19 protein-coding genes are annotated in these 17,500 nt (G+C 59.6%); 1 reads left to right on the top strand and 18 read right to left on the bottom strand.

Annotated elements, in window-relative coordinates; all coding sequences use genetic code 11:
• Positions 1-145: 145 nt before the first annotated feature.
• The gene (locus ACVWZ4_RS24600; RefSeq protein WP_456741391.1) at positions 146-1,093 is read right to left on the bottom strand and encodes a hypothetical protein; all 948 of its coding nucleotides are present in this window, start codon (positions 1,091-1,093) and stop codon (positions 146-148) included.
• A 349-nt stretch (positions 1,094-1,442) separates the two neighbouring features.
• On the opposite strand from ACVWZ4_RS24600, the gene ACVWZ4_RS24595 reads away from it, so the two are divergent.
• Entirely contained in the window at positions 1,443-2,384 is a 942-nt protein-coding gene (locus ACVWZ4_RS24595; protein WP_456704438.1) for a hypothetical protein, read from the top strand.
• A gap of 64 nt (positions 2,385-2,448) precedes the next feature.
• Here the strand turns inward: ACVWZ4_RS24595 and ACVWZ4_RS24590 are convergent, their stop codons facing one another.
• From ACVWZ4_RS24590 to metA, 17 genes are all read right to left on the bottom strand, one after another.
• Positions 2,449-2,985: a tetratricopeptide repeat protein gene (locus ACVWZ4_RS24590; protein WP_456704439.1), complete on the bottom strand. Its 537-nt coding sequence runs from the start codon at positions 2,983-2,985 to the stop codon at positions 2,449-2,451.
• 80 nt (positions 2,986-3,065) lie between these two features.
• Positions 3,066-3,473 (bottom strand): hypothetical protein, encoded by a 408-nt coding sequence (locus ACVWZ4_RS24585; protein WP_456704440.1) that lies wholly within the window; start codon positions 3,471-3,473, stop codon positions 3,066-3,068.
• Between the two features lie 11 nt (positions 3,474-3,484).
• Positions 3,485-5,101, bottom strand: a complete 1,617-nt coding sequence (locus ACVWZ4_RS24580; RefSeq protein ID WP_456735622.1) for a type II and III secretion system protein family protein — start codon at positions 5,099-5,101, stop codon at positions 3,485-3,487.
• Between the two features lie 411 nt (positions 5,102-5,512).
• Positions 5,513-5,929 (bottom strand): TadE family protein, encoded by a 417-nt coding sequence (locus ACVWZ4_RS24575; protein ID WP_456735623.1) that lies wholly within the window; start codon positions 5,927-5,929, stop codon positions 5,513-5,515.
• A complete protein-coding gene (locus tag ACVWZ4_RS24570) occupies positions 5,929-7,332 on the bottom strand; it encodes a pilus assembly protein TadG-related protein (RefSeq protein ID WP_456735624.1) in 1,404 nt (467 codons plus the stop codon). The genes ACVWZ4_RS24575 and ACVWZ4_RS24570 overlap by 1 nt, the downstream gene beginning before the upstream one ends.
• 9 nt (positions 7,333-7,341) lie before the next feature.
• The gene (locus ACVWZ4_RS24565; protein ID WP_456735625.1) at positions 7,342-7,875 is read right to left on the bottom strand and encodes a hypothetical protein; all 534 of its coding nucleotides are present in this window, start codon (positions 7,873-7,875) and stop codon (positions 7,342-7,344) included.
• A gap of 6 nt (positions 7,876-7,881) precedes the next feature.
• Positions 7,882-8,481, bottom strand: coding sequence for a methyltransferase family protein (locus tag ACVWZ4_RS24560; protein WP_456704445.1), 600 nt, complete (start codon positions 8,479-8,481; stop codon positions 7,882-7,884).
• Positions 8,482-8,529: 48 nt separating this feature from the next.
• Positions 8,530-9,441: a type II secretion system F family protein gene (locus tag ACVWZ4_RS24555; protein WP_456735626.1), complete on the bottom strand. Its 912-nt coding sequence runs from the start codon at positions 9,439-9,441 to the stop codon at positions 8,530-8,532.
• Entirely contained in the window at positions 9,438-10,367 is a 930-nt protein-coding gene (locus tag ACVWZ4_RS24550) for a type II secretion system F family protein (protein WP_456735627.1), read from the bottom strand. The genes ACVWZ4_RS24555 and ACVWZ4_RS24550 overlap by 4 nt, the downstream gene beginning before the upstream one ends.
• Complete coding sequence (locus ACVWZ4_RS24545) at positions 10,364-11,767, bottom strand: CpaF family protein (RefSeq protein WP_456741390.1); 1,404 nt, start codon at positions 11,765-11,767, stop codon at positions 10,364-10,366. Before ACVWZ4_RS24545 ends, ACVWZ4_RS24550 begins: the two co-directional genes overlap by 4 nt.
• Positions 11,764-12,969, bottom strand: coding sequence for an AAA family ATPase (locus tag ACVWZ4_RS24540; RefSeq protein WP_456735629.1), 1,206 nt, complete (start codon positions 12,967-12,969; stop codon positions 11,764-11,766). The genes ACVWZ4_RS24545 and ACVWZ4_RS24540 overlap by 4 nt, the downstream gene beginning before the upstream one ends.
• Before the next feature lie 10 nt (positions 12,970-12,979).
• A complete protein-coding gene (gene cpaB, locus ACVWZ4_RS24535; RefSeq protein WP_456790510.1) occupies positions 12,980-13,705 on the bottom strand; it encodes a Flp pilus assembly protein CpaB in 726 nt (241 codons plus the stop codon).
• A 188-nt stretch (positions 13,706-13,893) separates the two neighbouring features.
• Positions 13,894-14,409: an A24 family peptidase gene (locus ACVWZ4_RS24530; RefSeq protein ID WP_456738192.1), complete on the bottom strand. Its 516-nt coding sequence runs from the start codon at positions 14,407-14,409 to the stop codon at positions 13,894-13,896.
• Between the two features lie 101 nt (positions 14,410-14,510).
• Positions 14,511-14,720, bottom strand: a complete 210-nt coding sequence (locus tag ACVWZ4_RS24525; protein WP_456735631.1) for a hypothetical protein — start codon at positions 14,718-14,720, stop codon at positions 14,511-14,513.
• A gap of 87 nt (positions 14,721-14,807) precedes the next feature.
• On the bottom strand, positions 14,808-15,017 hold the full coding sequence (locus ACVWZ4_RS24520) for a Flp family type IVb pilin (protein WP_456735632.1): 210 nt from the start codon (positions 15,015-15,017) through the stop codon (positions 14,808-14,810).
• A 253-nt stretch (positions 15,018-15,270) separates the two neighbouring features.
• A complete protein-coding gene (locus ACVWZ4_RS24515) occupies positions 15,271-16,158 on the bottom strand; it encodes a branched-chain amino acid aminotransferase (RefSeq protein WP_456735633.1) in 888 nt (295 codons plus the stop codon).
• Positions 16,159-16,330: 172 nt separating this feature from the next.
• Positions 16,331-17,488: a homoserine O-succinyltransferase MetA gene (gene metA / locus ACVWZ4_RS24510; protein WP_456704453.1), complete on the bottom strand. Its 1,158-nt coding sequence runs from the start codon at positions 17,486-17,488 to the stop codon at positions 16,331-16,333.
• Positions 17,489-17,500 lie beyond the last annotated feature (12 nt).

Raw genomic sequence — 17,500 nt, 5'->3', positions numbered from 1 at the left:
CGCTCCCGCTTTAACCTCAAGCCGGCGCGTCGGCGGCCGCACTCGCCATAAGCGGATGGTCCATCGTAGAGACAACACGATCTCCAGTTCAGAGGCCGCCACAGTCGCCGATCGCAACCGTCAGGAACAGTTCTCAAGATACGGCTTACGAGCCAAATGATCGTGCCCAGAGTCGACGAAGGGTCGCGTCTGATCCTCGTTCGATTGTATCAACCGCTTGCATTGCAAATTCCCTTACCGCGCGGAAAACCAGCAATGCCCTGTCATACCACCACCCCTTTCTTTCGAAGAGAAATCTGGATTCTTCTCTCGTAAGATGAAGTATCTTCTCGTTGACAAAAACTTTGTGCCGACTTTGGGGGACGCCATTCCGTTCAACAGGAACGATTTCGGCATCATATACCAGGCCATGCATCTCTGCGAAGATCATCGCTTCGATGACCAATATATCGATACAAAATTTCTTGTATTTATGATCGCGCTCAAGTCTCTTGACTTGCGGATGATATTTTCTACTCGCAAGCCATGCATAGACAGCTTTCGAATCAAACAGGAAAATAGCCGCAGCTTCTATGCCCTCTTCATCCTTTGCTGCAAGCGCGAGCGCTTGCTGACGGCGGAGACCATTCTCGATGAGTGTTTCCGCGATGCCCAGTGGGGAATAGCTCCGCTCGCCTTTGCGAACAAGGTTGCTCTCGTAGAACTTACAAAAGTCCGATGCTGAGATGTTTTCTATTCTCGCTTGTTGTAGCGTGGCTCGGTATCTAGCCCTTCCGTCCCTTGAAATGGTCTTCATCACATTGTCTTTGGCTTGCGCATACGCAACCCGCTCGTAAACTTGTCCGCTGCTGGGTGATCGGATGTACTTGGGCATCTTGATACATTCAAACCCAGCTTTGATGAGCGCATCGCGGATGATGCCTGAATCATCATCTAGGATGAATTGGCAATGAGCCATCGATCTAGGAAGCTGCTCTATAATGTCGGTTACCGCATCTCGTTTCTCTTCATCGCTTATGCCTTTATCGAGAAACACAAATGAGCTTAGGCGCCTCCATTCATTTAAACTCGTCACCTTTGAAAACAGACCCATTATCTTTCTTTGGCGGTACGGAAAGACACATACTAGCCTGCCCGCTTTGTTAAATGCTTTAGCTGCACGGTGCCCCTTCCTGTACACGATGTCGACGAACCAAGGCTGAGAAAAGACCGATATCACGCGAACCCTCATAACCCGCAGGTTTCGGTTGTTGACCGCCGCGATTTGCCCGTCGGGCCTGGCGACCGATTTCACACTAGTAGCGAGTAAGGCAAGAAGGTGAGGACGCAAAAGGCTTACCCAAATGGATGCCCTATCGATCGGTCAGTTATGTCGATCGCGCGCTTCGGCCGCGGAGGTCTGTCCCGCAGCTTCCCGTGTGAACTCTGACCCGAGGCGAGAGTTGCCTGATCCTGACTTTGCCTTTACTCTGTCGGTGAACTCGATTGGTGGATCGATCAGCACCGAGACGCTCCTGAAGAAATTTGAATCGCGGTCAGTTGACCGGAACACAGATCTCATCGCCCCTCACGATGAGACAGGCCCGGGAGTTCTACCAACGACTTCCCCGCCTGCTGATCCCCGTATGCCCGCTGGAAGCAATGACAGTCGTCCGGCTGTGGCAGGGACCGAAGCATTCGCACATCATGGTGACTATGAGGATGGTGACTATGGGGTCATTTCGGATGCCTCTGATTTCTTGAACCCCAAATTCGGCTCCGGGCTGCGGGACGCATCTCAAGCCTCCAATATCCTGAGCAGGCTGGCGCAGCGGATGCGGCAGGCCACCGGCACCTGGCGCCGCCATCTCCAGCAGGGCCAACCACCGGAAGCGACCGGGCGCTCGGGCGCGAATATCGAGCGCGTATTGCTGGCGCTGCTGAGCCTGCTCGCAATCGTGAGTTGCGCCGGCGCGACAGCCGCCCTCGTGCAACTCAAATCCGTGAAATCCGAACTAGCCGCCCTGCATCGCGAACTGCCTCCGCTCAGGGAGCGCGTAGCCAGGCTGGACCAGATCGAAAAGAGCAAGGAAGCATCCGACAAGGCGAGCGACCAAAACATTCAGTCGTCGCGAGAACGTCGCACTGAAGAGGTTCCCCTTCTCTTCTCTCGGGAAGAGATTCAGCTTATTCGCGACTACATCAAGCCGGCTCCCGTTGCCGGTTCTTCCGCGGCAGCCATCAGCCTCGGCGATCCCGTCACCGGGCCGACGATCCCGTTCCCGTCTCCTATTACGGAAAAACTGCCCAAATTGATCGGCACGACGTTTGCGATCAGAAACGGCGCGATCATCATCCTCAAAAAGGACAGTCGTCGGGCTGACGCCGTGCTTGGAGCGAACTAGGACTCGATCTCAATCGCCTCCCGTCGCCCTATGGGCAATCGCGCACGGTCGCAATCAAGACTGATCAAGGCTGGTTATTCGGCGGCCTTTCGATGAACCTGCGGCTGCCGTTCAGCAACTCGAGGTTATTGGCAATGACCGGATTGCCAGGATCCAGCGAATAAGCCTTCTCAAACTTTCGCCGCGCCGCGCTTAGATTGCCGCGCAGCATGTACGAGTATCCTTGATCGTTCAGAATTTGTACAGTTTCGCCTCCCAGCCGGATCGCCTGGGCATAGGCCTGATCAGCCAAATCGAAGCGGCGCAACTTGTCATAGCTCGCTGCGAGCCCAATCCAGCCCGTCAAATCCTTCGGCGATTTCTCGACGGCGTCCTTGAAGTAGCGCTGGGAAAGCCCGTAGCTGCCGCGGTTGTAGTGCTCCAGCCCCAGCCGGACGGGTTCGTCCGATGGGTAATATTTGACATCGGTCGGCTCCTGCACCGGGTCCCCGCCCGGCGGATCCACGGGAGCCACGATTGCAGCGTCCCTCAATGTTTGCTCGCAGCCCGCAAGGACTGTCCCCAACAAGCAACAGCTCAATATCAAGATGATGCGCCGCATAACCCTTGTCCCCGCCCGGCTCCGCGGACGCATTGAAATATCATCGTTGAACTATCCAAAGCGAAGGCTCTTTGGCCTCTTTACCTGCTTCCTACTCCGCTGACTCCGCCGACCGGCACCGATACTCCGGCGTTCGATCCAGGCGGCAATCCGTCGATGTTGACATTCTGGGTAATCGGAGGCTGCTGACCCATCAGTTTCGTCGCAGGCGAGATGTCAGGAAGCTGATCCACCGGCTGTTGCGTTTTGCCATAGCGCGTGACGGCAGCGCCCACCCGCCGGGCGTCGTATGCAATCCTGCGATCACTCACGTATCGCGGCCAGGGATTGATGGTGTGGGTAACGGCATTCACCTGCTTGGCATCGCCGGCGGTCATGGTGATGGTATCTGAACGCTGGAAATAGCGGTCCATCTCATCATTGCCGGCAAGGCCGTAACATCCGCCGAGCAGGAGAGGTGCGAACAGAGCCAGATATCTCATGGTCATCTCTCGCTCCGTCAGTTGAGAGTCTTGACGACCGGCTGGTCGGTCACAACGGCGGCCGGCGCCGGAACAGGCGCTCGGACTTCAGGCGCGATGATATGGCCGTACGGACCCTTCACGTCGCCACCGGAATTGACGTAATCGTTGTACCGCTTGCGGACTTCCATCTGGCCATTGAGGAAGAAATCGACGTCGTTGGCCGGCAGGCGGGAATCGAGCGGAGATGCCAGTTGCTGCCCCGGTGCCGCCGGCGCGACCAGGCGCGGCGTCACGATGATGACCAGATCGGTTTCCTGCTGCTGGTACGACTTGCTGCTGAACAAGCTTCCGATCACCGGGACCGAGCCGATCCAGGGCAATTGCGAAACGTCCTGCCGGTTGCGGGTCTGGAGCAGGCCGGCGATCGCAAAGCTCTGCCCGTCGCGCAGCTCGACCGTGGTCCGCGCATCGCGGCGGGTCAACGCCGGAATGACCGTCCCGGCAATCTGCACCGCATTGGAGAAATCGAGCTCGCTGACCGACGGCTCGACCCGAAGGTTGATCACGCCGCGCGACAACACGGTAGGAACGAAAGCCAGCTCGACGCCGAATTTCTTGAATTCGATGGTCACCGTGGGAACCAATCCGGCGGTCCCCGCGGTAGAAGCCACCGGCACCGGGAATTCACCGCCGGCCAGGAAGCGAGCGGAATCGCCGGACAACGTGGTCAAGTTCGGCTCCGCCAGGCGGCGAGCCAATCCTTTGGTTTCCAGCGCCGAGATCAGCAAATCCACCGAGCCGCCGTTGGAAGTTCGAACGATGCTGGTCAACAAGCTTCCGAATGGCGTGGGTGCCAGACCACCTGCGGTGCCGACGAGCGTCCCGATCGTTCCGAGCACCGGAAGGCTGCCTGACCCCGGAGGCGAACCGATCGGCTGTCGGCTCGCCGTCGCCGCGCCCAGCCCGGTATTCCCCACATTGGTGCCATTGGCATTCGCCGCATAAAGGTTGACGCCCAGGTCGCGACCGGCGTCCCTGTTCACCTCGAGAAAGCGCACCTCCAGCATCACCTGCTGCGGCGCAGCGACGCTCATCGCATTGACGACGACTCCGCCTTTGGCAACGGTGCTGGTGGCGATCGCCATCGCCCGCTCGGCCGAGACCGCGTCGGTTGCAGTTCCGCTGAGCACCACCTGCCCCTCGGAGGCCGAGACGCGAACGCCCTGCATGCCGGTGCTGGAGCGGATGTTCTGCTGGAGATTGCCGGTATCGATCACGACCTCGACGTCGAGGATCCCGATCTGCTTCATCGAAGAGTCAAATAATATGACGTTTGTGGTACCGGTCTGCTTGCCCTGGACGTAGATCATGTGGTCGCTCAGCGACTTGACGTCGACGATGTCAGGCGAGCCCGCGACAATCGTTGCAAAAGGCGTGTCGACCTTGAAGGTACGCGACTTGTTGACGGTGACCTTGACCCGCTGAACGTCGTTCATGTCGCTGACGAAGACGCCGCTGGAGGACGACGTCCGCCGCTCTGCAGCCGCCGCGCGGTCAATTGAATCAAGTGGAATAAGCGCCGGGCCAAGAGCCATCGCGCTCAAGGCGAGGAGCCTCGCTCCTGCCCTTTTCGAAATGCGACCGCCAGCCATTCCGATTCCCCCTCGCCGCAATCCACGGCCTGTCCCGTAGACCTACGTGCTCATCGTCCCAACAACTCTCCTTCCGCGCACCACACCGAAGAGCTTACGTCGGTCCCACTACAAATCCGTTACTTCGGAATTTCTCTGGTTGGGCACAACTTAACCCCGCAATACAGTTCACCGATTCAATCGGCGCGAATGAAGTTCTAGATCATTTCCTGCGCGCAGCGCCCTTGCAAGGCGAGACCCTCGCCACCTTGTCGCAGCGCCCGAGAAAGTTTCTTAATGTTGCCAGCGAGCACCACTCTTCGGCCTGACGGGAAATATCTTGCAGCATAAAGTGCACCCCAGCGGTCCCCGCCCTTGGCGGGGTCTGCCGATGACCGGAATTTGGGCAAGCCGGGTGCTAGGACAGCGTTCCTAGAACGGAATCGTTGTGGAGGCGCTCGGCGCGTTCAATGCCGTGCCCCAGATCGGCATCACCATGGTGAAGCCGGCCTGAGAGGCTGTCACCGTCAGCACAGAGGCTCCTGAAGCGGTGCTGACTGTCGGGGCGGAACTACCGTTGATGTACAAGAAGGGGGCGGCAGCTTTTTTGTCCGCGTCCGCCGGCAGGGGGTCACCGCTACAGGTTGGTGTCGTCTTGGCCATCGAGTTGCTGACGTAGCAGTCGCTGATCATCCAGGTCCGGGCACCGGCATTCGCGAGCGCCCGCAATGACTGCATGGTGATTGCGTAACGCCCCAGATCGAAGATGGTGAACATCAATATGAAAAGCGGCAGGATGACGAGGCAGAACTCCATCGCCCCCACGCCGCGCTGATCGAGCTTTTTCATCACTGCACCAACTGGACATACTGGCTTTTAGGCAGCTTGGTTTGCGATGGGCACCCGGTGGTGTCAAAGGTGGCATTGCCGTTGAACGAAACGGAGGCGGCGATCAACTGACCACAGTTCTGGCCGCTAAAGCTCATCGTCGGATTGCCCTGAAACGTCACTGCCGCGGTGGGCGCGTAGATGTTTCCCATGAGGTTGATGTTCGTGTTGCCACCGAAGGTCATGGGCGGCGCTGACGTTGCCGGCGTCACTGGGGCAACGTACATGGCCATACCTTGGAACAAGGTGGCTTGAGACTGAAGAGCCGCGGGAAGAGCTAGAGAAGAGGTAGTGGTCGGTCCAGTAATGTTGATTACCGCATTCCCCTGGTTGTTGATTGTTGCCCCTGGCAGAAGAATGAAGGTCGCCGTACCCGAGATCGTGGGAGTTCCTGTGATTTTCAGAGTACCCGAAATGAAGTATACGCAGCTTGATGCGCTCGCCGGGCAGCCTGTGTTCCCGCCGGGACCCAGATTTTCGGACCCATTACTTGTAATGTGGGTGTTATTGTTCGTGCATGGATTGGTGGCCGTGTACGCGACGAGCGTACTGGAGTTGCAAGCCCCCGTTGTCTGAAGACCGCAAGTGGCAGGAAGCGTCGGGTTCGCTCCGCAAAGCGTGGTGAGCACGCCATCGAGAGCGGAGAAGGGATTGACTGTGGGCGCCGGCAAATAGGTCAGCGCCGTGTTACAGAACGATGCGGCACCCGTGCAGCCGCCGACGGTCGATAGCGAGCCGACATTCATGGTCATCCCGCCGCCGGTGAAGTTCAGCGCATTGGCCGCCGTATCGTTCGAGGCGATGCCGCAGTTCGGTGCATTGATGTTCGGACTACCCTGGAAGCTGATGGAGCCTGTCAACGACAGGACGCAGGGCGGGAACGTCACACTCCTCACCGAGGCCACGGCTGTCGCGCCGATGTTGACCGTGGTCAAACCAAGCACTTGTGCCAGGTAGGCCGGCTGCTGCTGGCTGGCAGTGGCCTGAACGTAAGTTCCGGGCGTCCCCTTCCATGAAGCGAGCGATGCGACCTGGACGGTCTGCGATATCCCTGACGGAAGGCTCGTGGCGCATTGGGAGCCGGGATAGGCGGTGCCGCCCGCGTTGCAAAACGCATTCTGTGCCGCGGCTTGCTTGGCGCGATAGTCCACTGTTTGCGTAACCGCACAGGGGGCGTTGTTTAAGCACAATTGCTGCATGGCGCCCGAAACGGCCGCCGCGTCAGCGGCATTTTGCGCGTGCTGCCTGGTGACGTACCACGATCCCGCCTCGCCCCCGAGTGCGACCACGCCTATCAGCGGTATCAGAGCGATAACGGTTGCGAAGGCGGCGGCACCACGACGAGAGTGAAGCAAGCCACGCATGGACCACTCCTATTGAAAACGTTCTGCGTAAGGCAATGTGAACGAGCAAGGATCGGCGTTGCCGCTCTGACAAATCACCGATCTCAGCACGATGGGCGCCACGGTGACGGTCGTCGTATATGTATAGGTCTTGGGCGAGCCGGAGTTGGTAGCGGAGCAAGCAGCCATTGTGTCGCTGCAAACGACCTGGAGGTTATTGATGGGATACCCCGACACTGAAGTGGGGAGCGCTGACTTCCAGCTTGCCCAGGAGGTCACGTCCGGCGGCGGGTTGTACTGGATCTTCTGCCCGAAGGCGCGCATGGCCTCCCAGGCGGCTACGAATCGAAATCCAGCGGCGGCAATGTCGGCGAGCGGCATGAGCAATGTCGACACCAGGAATATGTAAACGAACATCATCTCGAGCGCGGCGGCGCCGCGTTGATCCGCGATGAAAGACTTTCGGGGGCTCCCGCGCCCGTCCCCACGGACACTTACCGCTTCCGCACGCCGACTCCGGGCACGAGCAAATTGAACGATGTCCATGACAATCTGGCCACGCATAGCCGCTCACCAAACATAAGGGACCAGTCTCCAACGCGACGCTTCGTAACTGGAATACTCCGGGCAAGTGCGCCGAAGCAGGTCTTCCTCGTAGAGAATTCGACAGACCTGGACGCCGATATGCAGGACCAGCACGATCGCCGTGAGCGGTGTCAGATATTGCAGCACCGCGCCCACGATCACGATCTCTTCCGCAAAATAAAGCGGATGCTTGATCCAGCGATAAGGACCGGTTTGCACGACTGAACGCGCCTGCGGCACCAGGCTGAACGACCGGCCAAGGTGTCGGATGGTGACAAGCATCATCATCATGCCGATCAGCACGCAAGCGGTGGACAGGAGGTTCGGCAGCGCCTGATCGGTCTTGCCGAAGAGGGAGATCGTCCACGGCAGATAGGAGCCGAGAAATGCGGCCACTCTCGGCATCAGTCCATGCGCATGCGCCTTTGCCGGCGACCTGCTCATGACCAACACCGCCAGGAGAATGTAGAAAATGGCAAGGCAGAAACTCGACAGAAGCGATGGCCAGGGATCGGCGAACGACCCAATTCTGATGGCGACGCAAACTCCCAACAACAAGAACCACATGCTGCCGAGCAGCTGCATGATCCACTCGTAAGACCGGCCTTTCGACAGGACCATCGTGCTCATGGCTTACTTCACCCCTATGCTGGAGAATGTACGCACGAGGTGCAGAAACGGACTTCCACCCAAGATGATGAACATGGCCGGAAGCATGAACAGCACCATCGGAATGGTCAGCTTGGCGCCGAGCTTGTGCGCCCGTTCTTCCAGCTTGGTGATACGTTCCCGCCGTAGATCGATTGCGATACTGCGCAGAGCCTGGCCCAGCGGCGTTCCGTATTGCAGGCTTTGGCTGACCATGGTGCCGAACCGGCGAAGCCCTTCCGACGTCGATCCCAATTTCTCGAAGGCCTCGCTGCGATTTGGCAATATCCGGAGATCATCAAGAAGGCCGTACAAGACCCGGGCCATGGCAGGATCAGTCTGCTTCATTTCCTCCGCGACGCGTTCCAGCGCGCTTTCCAGGCCCATACCCGCTTCGCTACAGACGACCAGCAGGTCGATCATGTCAGGCGTGCCTCGCCGAATGCCGGCGTTAAAACGCCGCGTCAGGACCAAAAGGACCAGCCGCGGCACCATGATTCCGAGCACCACGCCAATGAGGCTGAAGACCAACACATCGGTCAATGGCTTCCCAAGAAGCTGCGCACCGAGCAAGGCGACGATCGGGAACAAGAACATGCTGACGGTTTTGGCTCCGATCCAGATCGACAAGCTTCGATGAGGATTCAAGCCCGACGATTGAACGATGGTTCGGAGCTGATCCAGATTTTCCGCAGAGTAGAAGCGCCGATACCGCGCACCGAGGGACGAAAGCCAGCCGGTGATGTCCTGCAGGGGCGCGGACCGGCCGGGGACGCCCAACACGGCATTCGACACCCGTACGTTCAACGTACGAATGTGCAGTTCGTGGATGATCAACACGAAGGCCGCTGTCGCAAATGCTATGGCGAGAGCCACCACGCCGAGACCAAAAGTCATAGCGCTGTCTCCCGTCTGACCATCCAACGGATCACAAGGGACCCGATGATCACCGAGGCTGCGGCGTAAGCCAGCAGCCTGTTTCCGGTGGGATCATAGAGCAGCAGATCGACCGTTTCCGGATTGATCGCGTAGAGCAGCCCACCGACGATGACGGGCGACACTGACAGCGCGCGGGAAGAAAAGATCACCTCTCCAGCCAGAGCCTTCGCGCGCGCAGCGAGCGCAACGCGCTGCCTTACGGTATCTCCCAGTGTTTGCAGTGTTTCGGTCAAGCTGCCACCGGACTTCAACTGGACTGCAAGCGTGACTGCAAAGATCCCGTACTCCGTCACTTGGGTTCGCCGATAGACGGCTTCGATAGCCTCCTCTGGAGGTCTCCCCACACTCACTTCGCTGCACACGATGGCAAACTGGCCGGCCGTCGGTTGCGGCATCTCGCGCGCGATGGTCCGAAAGGCTTCGGTCACGGGCAACCCGGATCGAACGGTACTGATCACCAGCTGGATCGCATCGGGCAGTTGCCGAAAAAGCTGGCTGGCGAGACGGTGTCGCTGCCATCCGAACAGACCGCGCACCACCAAGATCGCTACAATTGCCGCCACCGGATAGGCGTAGACGTATGAAAATTTCAGCAGGCTATTGACGTAAAGGATTGCCACTGCGCCTATCAGACCGGCAAATAGCACATAAGCGGGGTGGAATGCGTAAGCTATGCCGGGCTTGTAACTGACCGTGCGGAAGAGAAAGTCCCAGCGGGATCCGGTCTCCGACCGGCGGATGGAAGGCAGGTTCGCCGGATCTGAAGCCGGCAGCGCGATCGCCACCTGACGATCGATGCGCCGTTGTCGTGCGTCGAGCCACAGCGTCACGATTGCTGCGCATACCAGGAGCGCCAGATCACCGGTCGTCAAAAACTCCATCATGACAGCTGCCTCATAGCCTCGGCCCAGGCTCGATCAAGCCCATAGTAGGTCAGACGGCTCTTGAACTTCGGGACTGCCGGGGTGGACCTGTAGGTGCCCGATAACCGCCCGTGAACATCTTCGTGTTCGTACTCGAACGCGGCGATGTCGTTGGTGGTGATCACGTCACCCTCGAGCCCGATCACCTCGCAAATCTGGATGACGCGACGCTGCCCATCCCGCATGCGTTCGACTTGCACGATGATATCCAGCGCAGCGACGATCTGAGACCTGATCGCCCGCAGCGGCAGATTTGGCTGTCCCATCTGCACCATGTTTTCGATACGGGTCATTGCGTCACGGGCGCTATTGGCGTGCACCGTGGAGATCGAACCGTCATGGCCGGTGTTCATCGCTTGCAGCATGTCGAACGCTTCAGCGCCGCGGACCTCGCCCACGACGATCCGGTCAGGACGCATGCGCAGCGCATTCCACACCAGATCGCGTTGCGTCACCTGCCCGGTACCCTCAAGGCTCGGAGGCCGGGTCTCGAGGCTGATCACATGGGGCTGTTGAAGCTGCAGCTCCGCTGCATCCTCGACCGTCACAATGCGCTCACTGTGATCGATGAACTGGCTCATCGCGTTGAGCAGCGTCGTCTTGCCGGAGCCGGTACCACCCGAGACCAGAACATTGAGCCGGGATCGGGCGGCGATCTCCAACAATTGTCCGATGGGCGCGGTCATTGACCCGTTTGCGATCATCCCGGCCGTATCCAAGCGGCGGCTCGGAAATTTTCGGATCGAAATGCAGGGACTATGAATCGCCAGCGGCGGGAAGATGATGTTGACGCGGCTGCCGTCCGGCAGACGGCAGTCTACCATCGGACTGGATTCGTCAATTCGACGCCCGACTTGCCCCGCAATTTTCTGCGCCACCGATGCGATGTGATCATTGTCGCGGAATCGCACCGCGATCCGTTCGAGCTTGCCGTTTCGCTCGACGTAGACATTACTCGGTCCGTTGACCATGATGTCGTTGATCGTTTGATCCAGCAGAAGCGGACGCAGAGGCCCGTAACCGGTCATGTCGTCCGCAATCTCGTCCGCCAATTGCAACTGTTCGCGGCCTGACAGTTCCAGCCGATCCTCGTTGGCGATGCCGTGAATGATTTCCTCGATCTGCCGTCGAAGCACATCGCGCGAGACAGTCGCGGCCACCGACGGCTCGATCTGCTCGATGACCCTTTCACGCAGCGAAGCTGGCATCACGGGCCCCTGGCTAGCGGGCTCTTCGTGCCTTGCAGATGCAGGCAAGCTTGGCGGAGATGCCGGTAAGCTCGGCATTGCCGCAGGCAAACCTGCCATTAATGCAGGCAAACGAGCGGGCGTATCGTCTTCTCGCCTACCAAACTTTTTCATAGCCGAAGCAGCCTCCTCAGCCATCCCCGCTGCCCAGCGCCCACACCCGTGATCTCCCGGACGATCGGGGCGAGGTGACGTCGCAGTCCTGATACATGCTTGAGAGCCGGAATTCCGAGATTCACGGCCTGGGTCATCCCCTTGCCGAGATCCGGAATCACCATGTCTGGTTCAGCGCCCAAGGCCTTGACCACCGTGGCTTTGGGAAGGCCGCCGGGGCGGCCGGCGCGGTTGAGCAAGGTAAAGACCCGATCCTTGCCGGCGATGTTGGTGACGGCGTTGCGTAGCGCATGGGCATTGCGAAGTCCGGTGACTTCGGCCTCCAGCAACACCAGCACGTGACGAGAGAGAGTGATCACCGGATGGATCGATGGCGGAAACGGCACCGGCACATCGACAACGATGTAATTGAACCGTTGACGAAGCAAACCGAGCACATGCCTCACCCCCGCTTCGGTAATATTCAGCTGCGCATCCAGATCCTCATCGGCGGAAATCAGGCAAACCCGCTCGTTGACCTCAATTGCCGCGCGTTCGAGGAACAGCGTGTCTGCCCGCATCGGGTTTTCGAGCGCGATGCGCAGCCCTGGCCCGGGCTGAACGCCCAGCATCACTGCCGTTTCGCCGCCCTGGAGATGCAGGTCGAGCAGCGCGACCTTGGCCTTGGTGGTTTCGGCCAATTGCAGTGCTAGATTGATGGCGATACTCGTTGCTCCGGCGCCCCCTTGCGCACCGCAGATCGAGATCACGTGCCCGCCACGATCGGTCGGACCGGGCGCCACGTCGCCGAGCAGCTTCGGGCGGAGCTGGTCCAGCACCATATCGCGCGTCAGCGGCCTCGGCAGATACTCCGTCAGGCCGATTTCCATCAGCTCGCGGTAGAAGGTGATCTCCCTGCTCTCCCCGATCAGAGCCACCCGAACGTCGGGTGGGCAGACGCCGGCCAATCTTTCCAGCTCGGTAAATGGATCGTCGATCCCGCTGATATCAGTCACCAACGCAAACAGTTCGGTGTCGGTTTCGAGCATTCGTATGGCATTGCGGATGTTGCCACGCCGGATCGACAAGTTGCTGCCTTCGAGGCCTTTGCGCAGAGCGGCTGCACTGAGCTCGTCATTGACGAAGCAGACGATGCGGTTGCGCGTGACAACGGACGCGCTTTCTTCAGGCGGACTGACTACTGCTACATTAGCGATCACCATTGCCTCCCCCTTACCGACCTGACGATACGGCCGACGCGACCGACGTTGACGTAGCACTTGCGGACGACGCGTCACCAATCAGCGCCGTGCGCGTAATCCCCGCATCATCTTTCCTGACGGAATATTTCGTGCTGTTATTGCGCGAGTAAATCACGACCGTCGCGTCCGTCTCCCCCGTGTCCTGTCGATCGACCGCGGACCGTACGGCCAGGGAAAGCTTTCCGAGCTGCGCGGCGATGATGACTTTCTTGACCTGCTCGGGCGCGAGCTCCAACGAGACGGTGCGCGCGACCTTACCGGCCGTGGAGTTGCTGGCCGAGCCACCCTGCACGATCTCCTGGTCGGTCGCGACAATCCGAACGTTGTGGGCGACGATCTCGCTCAGCGCGCCATGCTGGTGATCCAGATCCTGCTTCTCGCCTGTCGGCGTCGTCGGCTGCTGGGTCAACACCACATCTACATAGTCACCGGGCGAGATCAGGCCCGAGACACCAGACGCGGCGTCAACGTTGATGCTGACGGCGCGGCTATCCGGCGCCAGCACACTGGCGAGAAAACCCCGTTCGCGCGGGCGCAATATGTCCTTGGACGTGACGGGATTGCCGGTGTCGAGGAAGTTGCGAACCAGGGATCCGCGAAGTCCGATCCTGGAGTCGGGCGTATCAAGGATCGCGCCTGCAGGAACACCATCGGACGACGGCACCGTGCGTACCGTGAAATCTTCGTCGCGGGCCAGCGTCCCTCTCGCAAGCGGGTGTGCCGCGACAAAGTACCCGACCGGGGGGAGGCGCCGGAACGCTCTCGGCGACCTGTGCGGTCGGGGCCTGCGGTTTCGGCAGGTTCATGTTGTAGGCGATGAGACCGAGCGCAACGGTTGCGAAAACAAAAACCATGATGATCGAGAGGCGCAAAGTGGATGACATGTCAAAGTCCTTTGCTGAAGATGGTCCAGACACCACCGCACGCTATGGCAACCCCGTAAGGCAGCGGCGCGTGTCGCAAATGGCGCCAACGTTCGATCGCGTAGACGCGGCGTGCGAACGACGATCCGGCGGGCGCCAGTCTGGGATATGGCAGGAGGCGCATCACCAGATGCACCAGGGCAAGAACACCACCGGTCAGCGCGGTGATGGTCAACAACTGAATCACGCCTGTAAGCGGGAGGCCGATCGCCAAAGCGACCAGCAGCTTGACATCGCCACCACCAATCAGTCCCCGCTGGTAGATCATGAACAGCAGCAGGAACAAGATCGCCGCAGCGATCAGGGATTCGAGGATTTGCATCGGACTGTCCAGTTGACCGGCGATCCCGAGGAGCGCCAGCACCAGACAGATGTCATTTCTGATCAAGCGAGTCGCGACATCAATCGTTGCGACATACAGCAACAGCAGGATTTCGAACGATGAGGTTATGGGAACGATCCAGCTCACGAAATGCAGCCTCAACAAAAGCGAGCGCAAATCAAAAATTTAAAATGGTCACGCGTGAGGAGAAGCGGAGGGGCACATTTCGATGCCCGCTCCGGCGTCAGATGCCTGCACTACACCGCTGCAGTGAAGGCGGTGGTGATGGTGGTGATGCCATTCGACAACGCCGTCGCGATAGCTCCACCTGCTCCGGTACCGAACGCCGCGGACACTGCGCCGATGATGCAAGCGGCGACGATGATGTACTCGAACGACACCACCCCGTCCTGATCCGTGCGCAGGTTCTTCAAGGCTTCGGTGGTCTTGATGTAATGGTTCAACATAGGAAAACGTCCTTCTGGCAAGATGCACGGCCATGACTAACCCCAAGCGGGAGGCATATTCCGATGCCCCCCTCCAGGAGCCCGTAATTATACGGCCGCGGTGAAAGCCGCGGTGATCTTGCCGATCCCGCCGGTCAGCGCCGTCCCGATCGCACCGGTAGCGCCGGTACCGAACGCTGCAGACACTGCGCCGATGATGCAGGCCGCGACGATGATGTACTCGAACGACACCACGCCGTCCTGGTCGGTGCGAAGACGCTTCAAGGCTTCCGTGGTCTTGATGTAAAAACGAAGCATGGGAAAAACCCCTTCTTTTAAGGTGAAAAACTTCGGAACGTTCGTTGGCGAAGCAAACCCCTGCCGCCAACCAGCATTGCATTTATAGATGTCTGGTCCGACGCTTTCGCGTGCTCGATAGAGTGGTGATGCGGATCAAAAGGGGTAACTCCCTGCACCGTTAACTATTGCGCTGACCGGCCGAGGAGAGCGGCCGAGCGCTGAAGCATCGATGGAGGAGCGGCGGCCCGGTGGATCGGTTCAGCAACGGCTCTCACGCCGCAAGCTTCATCCCGTGCGCGAAATCCCAATAGAGCTTTCGTGCGCGCGCATAAAAGCGCCCGGGCATGAGCTGGCGATCGTCGATCCGGATCACGGGCGCGACCTTGGCGAAATTGCCGGTGGAAAAGATCTCGTCTGCAGTGACGAAATCGGAATAGCGCAGCGTCGCCTCCAACACCGTGACGCCGTCGCTACGCAAGAGTTCGATCACGCGCTGCCGCGTGATTCCGTTCAGGAACGTGCCGTTCGGCGCCGGCGTATAGACGACGCCATCTTTGGCCATGAACACGTTGGAATTGCCAAACTCGGCGACGTTACCCAGCATGTCCAGCATCAGGCAATTTTGGAAGCCGCGCGAGGCGGCCTCGATGAGCGCGCGGGAGCAGTTCGGGTAGAGGCAGGAGGCCTTGGCACCAACAGGCGCGGATTCGGCGGTTGGTCTGCGGAACGGCGACAGCGTGATCGCGCTGCCGACCGGCTTGGGGATCGGCGCTTCGTAGATGCAAAGGCACCACTCCGTCGTTTCCGGGTCGAACAGCACGCCGCCGCCGACGCCGTTCTGCGGCCAGTACATCGGGCGGATGTAGAGCTCGGCATCGGACGGGAAGCGCGCGATGCCTTCACGCGCCAGTCCGAGCCACGTAGCGAGATCGACGACCGGTTTGAGGCCGAAGTAGACTGCGGACTGATTGACGCGGGCGCAATGACGATCGAGATCGGGTGTCACGCCTTCAAAGGCGCGCCCGCCATCGAAGATGGTCGAACCGAGCCAGAGCCCGTGGGTGCGCGGTCCCATGATCGGCACGTTGCCTTCGTGCCACTGGCCTTGAAAGAATGTCCATGTTCGTGAATGGCTGACGGACGTCGTGTTGGAAGCCATGACAAAACCTCCATCCTGGGATGGTCCGCAGATCGCCGGCTCGGAATCCGACAGATCCGGCAAGCCGGGGGCAATGCGGACCCTTGAAGTGTTTACGGCGTTCCCTGTAGAGCTCGACCAGGGCCTTCATGCGTCCGTTGGCGTCGGGAGCGACGGATCATGGCTCGACCCCTCACTCATGACGTCCAAGCCGTTTGCTGGTCATCAGGTTGGACGAGCGCGCCAGGCGAGCAGATCGGGCGGCAGCCAACTTGCGTCCATGGCGACGCGCCGGACTCCCGGTTGCTGAGAGAGCTGCTTCTCGCGCTCCCAACGGCTTTGATCGTCCCGCTCGGTGCGAGACCAGGTACAGTAACCAGTTGCGGTATAGGCGCTTGGCCGGCAGATGCCAGACGTTGATCAGGTCCTTGGCCACTGGATCGACCGGAAAGTCGGCGAAAAGCTCTGGGTGTCTGTCGGAAAGGGCTTTCTGTCGGAAGGCGATCTGTATCTCTTCCGCTTCATCGCTGAAGTAACCCTTCGGTATCGTCGGACAGACGTCATTCTCTTCCCGGAGGAAGCGCCCCATATCTCTCCTATATTCGCCCAACAGGCTCTGGGTTTCGTATTCCGGGTGACCCTGGAAATGAACGAAAAGGCTATTCCTCTGCTGCTTGACGAAGCAGTCGACCCCGGCCTCGGCCGACCAGGTGAGAACCGAATATCCGCTGTTCGCGAGATCCCCCTCCTCCACCTCGTTCCACCGGGCATGCGGTATTCTGAATGTCTTCGGCACATCCTGCAGCAACGGATGATGTCTCGTCTTTGTTTGAGCGAAGACACCGAAACATTTATTGGGCAGCTTGTGACGCGCAACGCCGTCCATGTGCAGGACGGCCGCATGCACGGCCAGGCAGGAAAACACCGACGACACGGTATTCTCCGCGGCCCAGTCGGCGATCGCTGCGAACGTCGCCCAATATGGCTCTTCCGTCAGGCTGGCGGCCCTGGGTTCCGCGCCGGTGACGATCACGCCATCGAGGCGCCTGTTCAGCAGATCGTCGATGCCACGATAGTATCGCCGCACGTAATCGCGGCCCCATTCCGAACGGGGGGTCGCCGCCATCGTATAGAAATGCAGCCTGACGAAAAGCCGTCCGGCCGCCGCATTGATGAGATCGAACAGCTGGCGCTCGGTCGACATCAAGGCAGCATCCGACATGTTGTTGATGACCGCGATGTCGAGGCACTCCACCCGGTTTCCCGGTAATGCCGTCGCATAGGGGCCTGCACTCGGCGCTCGCGAGAAGAGGTGATGTTCGTGCGAATCGATGTCGATCAAGACAGTCATGCGAATGCCTTC

Source organism: Bradyrhizobium sp. USDA 4472, assembly GCF_054058595.1.
The sequence above is the reverse complement of the archived record's forward strand: the minus strand, read 5'-3'. Positions and strand labels throughout refer to the sequence as shown.